This window comes from Mesorhizobium sp. M4A.F.Ca.ET.022.05.2.1 (genome assembly GCF_003998845.1).
Taxonomy (GTDB): domain Bacteria; phylum Pseudomonadota; class Alphaproteobacteria; order Rhizobiales; family Rhizobiaceae; genus Mesorhizobium.
Genome location: NZ_RZOJ01000553.1, coordinates 1 through 3,184 on the forward strand (window position 1 = coordinate 1; position 3,184 = coordinate 3,184).

Sequence of the window (3,184 nt, forward strand, 5' to 3'; positions counted from 1 at the left end):
GTCCTGGACCAGCCGGTTCTGGTGATCGGCCATGATGCCGTTCACGTTCTGCAGGTCGTCCTGCAGGGCCTGCGACAGCGTCGAGCGATCCTGGACGAGCCGGTTCGTGTGATCCGCTATCAGGCTGTTGACGTTCTGCAGATCGGCTTCCAGGGCCCTGGATAGCTGGCTGCGCTCTTCCGCGACCCGCTCGGAATGACCGGCGATGGCGCCCTTGATCGTGCTGATATCGGCCTCGAGCGCGCGCTTGAGGATATCGCGGCCCTCGGCGAGCTTTTCGACCTGGCCTGCGACCAGCCCGTCGATGCTGGCCCGGCCCTCCGCCAGCTTGGCGAGGTCGGCTTCGAGCGTCTGCGACAGCAAGCTGCGGTCGTCGGCCAGCCTGACGGAATGACCCTCGATCAGGTTCCTGATGCCCGACAGGTCGCTCTCCAGCGAACGGCTGAGCTCACCCCTGTCTTCGGCGAGCTTGGCGGAGTGGGTCTCGATCAGGTTCCTGATGCCGATGATGTCGGTCTCGAGCGCCTTGGCAAGCACGGAGCGGCCTTCGCCGATCTTCTCGACCTGGCCGGCGACCAGCCCATCAATGCTGGCGCGGCTGTCGGCCAGCTTGCTGAGATCGGCTTCCAGGGCACGCGACAGAATGTTGCGCCCCTCGGCGAGCTTCCCGACATGCCCGGCAACCATTTCATCAATGATCGTACGGGCTTGCACGAGTTTTCCTGAGTCTTCATTCAAAGCCTGGGCAAGCCGGTTGCGACCCTCTTCGAGCTGCTCCAGATGGCTGCCGAGCGATGCGTCGATGGCGGCGCGCGATTCGTTGACCTTGCGCAGATCCTCTTCCAGCGCGCGAGCGATAAGGTTGCGGCCTTCCGCCAGCTTCTGCACCTGGTCGGTCACGGCTGCATCGATTCCGGCGCGGCTTTCGGCGAACGTCGCCAGGTCGGCCTGCATGGCGGCAGCCATGCGGTCACGGCTTTCCGAGAGCTTGCGGCTGTGGTTCTCCACCGCTTCCTCGATGCCGACGCGGGCATCCGCGAGCCGCTGGATGTCGCTGTCGAAGGAACGCGACACGACATGGCGGGCGGCTTCCATGCGGCCGGCGAAGTCGCTGGCGCGGGCCTCGAGCATGGAGGAGGTTGACGAGACGATGTCGGCCATGTCCGCGCCGATCTGGGTCTTGCCCTGGTCGATCATCGCCGACAGCTGGTCCTTGCTCTCGGCGAAAGTGTGGGCGATCTCGCGTGCGCGTTCGACCAGCGTCTCGTTGATCTGGCGCGCGCGCGCCTCGAGCGCGGCGTTGAGTTTCTGAGTGCCGGTGTCGAGCGCCTCGGCGCGGGTCTGGAATTCGCTGATCAAAGCCTGGCCGCGCTCGGCCAGCGTGCGCTCTATGCCGCTGAGGCTGTTTTCGAACTCGGAGCTCAGCGTGCGAGCGGCGCCGCCGAGCAGCGAAACCATGCCGCTGGTGCGGTCGTCGAGCAGGTCGGTCAGCGACCGGGTGAGGCCGTCGGTGGTGTCGGTCAGCTTGGCGATACGCGTATCGAGCAGGCTGGCGAAGGCCTCGCCCGAGGTCGACAGCCGGTCGGTGATCGTATCGAGCCGGCCTTCGACAGAATCGAAGATCGACATCGAGCTCTCGTTGATGCGGTCGATCAGCGTGTCGCCGGAATTGTTGATCGTCATCGACAGCTTGGTCGAGGCATTGAGGATCGAGTCGCGGATGATGTCGCTGGCCGAGCCGATCTCGTCCCTAAGCGTCTCATGCGCGCTGGCTATCGAGGCGCGGACGCGCTCGGCATGGGTGACGACGGCTTCGCGCTCGCTGCCGAGACCGTCGACCAGCGAGCGGATGCGGGCTTCGTTCTCCGAATAGGACCGCTCGATCTGGTTGACTTCGCTGTGCACCAGCGTTTCCAGCTCGACGGCACGCGCCAGCGTGCGTTCGATGCCTTCGCCCATCGCCGCCACCTCGCGGCGCACGGCCTGACCGATCATCATGACGCGGTCCTGGGCAAGGTTCTCCGGCTCGGCCAGGCGGAAGGCCACTTCCGTCATCGACTGCGCCGCAATGCGCATCTCCTGGGCCCGGCGCACCATCGCCGCGAACGCCCAGAACAAAATGACGGGGATGATCGCCGCGACCGCGAGGCCGATCAGCTCGGGGCGGGCGAAGAACTGGTCGACGGTGCGGATTTTCCAGATGCCCGGGCCGAACAGGAGGTTGGCCAGGCCGCCGGCGCCGGCGATCCAGGCCAGCGAAATGAACGCCACGACCCAGTAGATGGTGCTCGACGCGCGCCGGTTGAGACCGTGCAGCAGCGTGCGATAATCCTTCTGGCGGTCATCATTGGCCGGGGTGAAGCCGGCCGGCTGCGCGCCGTTGCGCGTTTCAACCGGACGCAACTCGGCCGGCTTGGGCTTCGCCGCCGGCTGCGTGTTCTGTGCTGGTTTTGCGTTCTGGTTCTGAACGACCGCCGGCTCCTCCTTCTGGCTGCGCCCTTCGCGCGCCAGCTCGTCAGCCGCGGCTGAAATCTGCGCTTCCAGGTCTTCCATCGACGCCGCCATATCGAGGCCGCCGTCGCCATCTCCCTCTACGCTCAAATCCAGGTCGAGCGCCCGTTCGAGTTCCTTGGCTACGTCGCTGTCGAGAGTTCGTATCGTTGGTTTCTTCGCCATGCCTTCGCTACCCTGTACTAACTGCCGAGGAACTTATGATTTTGGCCCGAGATTCTGGCTTGTCTTATCCCACGCAGGAGGCTGAAAATGGACCCTCGTATCGTAATGACACACAGGGGTAAAGAAAACCTGCATTCTGGGCGATACGTAAAACTTTAAATATAGGGTTAACGGAGACGTGATTTCGGCGCCTCCCTGTCAACATTTTTTCAGACCAATCATTAACCCGTTTGCTACGGGATTCGCCTAGTTTTCCAGGCAGTCAGACACCTAGGAGCTGCAATATCCATGCGCGGCGAAAGCGGCATTGCCTTTTCCATGCCCGGCGGCGACGTTTCGGGAACGGCCCAGTCACGACCTGTGGATCTCGCGCATCTTTCGCGCCAGACGATGGGCGATCGCGTTCTCGAGCAGGAGGTGCTGGCGTTGTTCGTACAGCAGGCGCTTGCCGTGCGCGACAAGATCCTCGACGCGGACGTCAAGGAGAGGCTGCTCCTGGCGCATGGGC

At 63.9% G+C, this 3,184-nt stretch carries 2 pseudogenes; one reads left to right on the forward strand and one right to left on the reverse strand.

Annotated elements, in window-relative coordinates:
• A pseudogene (locus EN745_RS32495) lies at positions 1-2,676 on the reverse strand (kinesin); the annotation flags it as partial.
• Between the two features lie 288 nt (positions 2,677-2,964).
• Here EN745_RS32495 and EN745_RS32500 point away from each other — a divergent pair.
• Positions 2,965-3,184: pseudogene (locus EN745_RS32500) on the forward strand (histidine kinase); the annotation flags it as partial.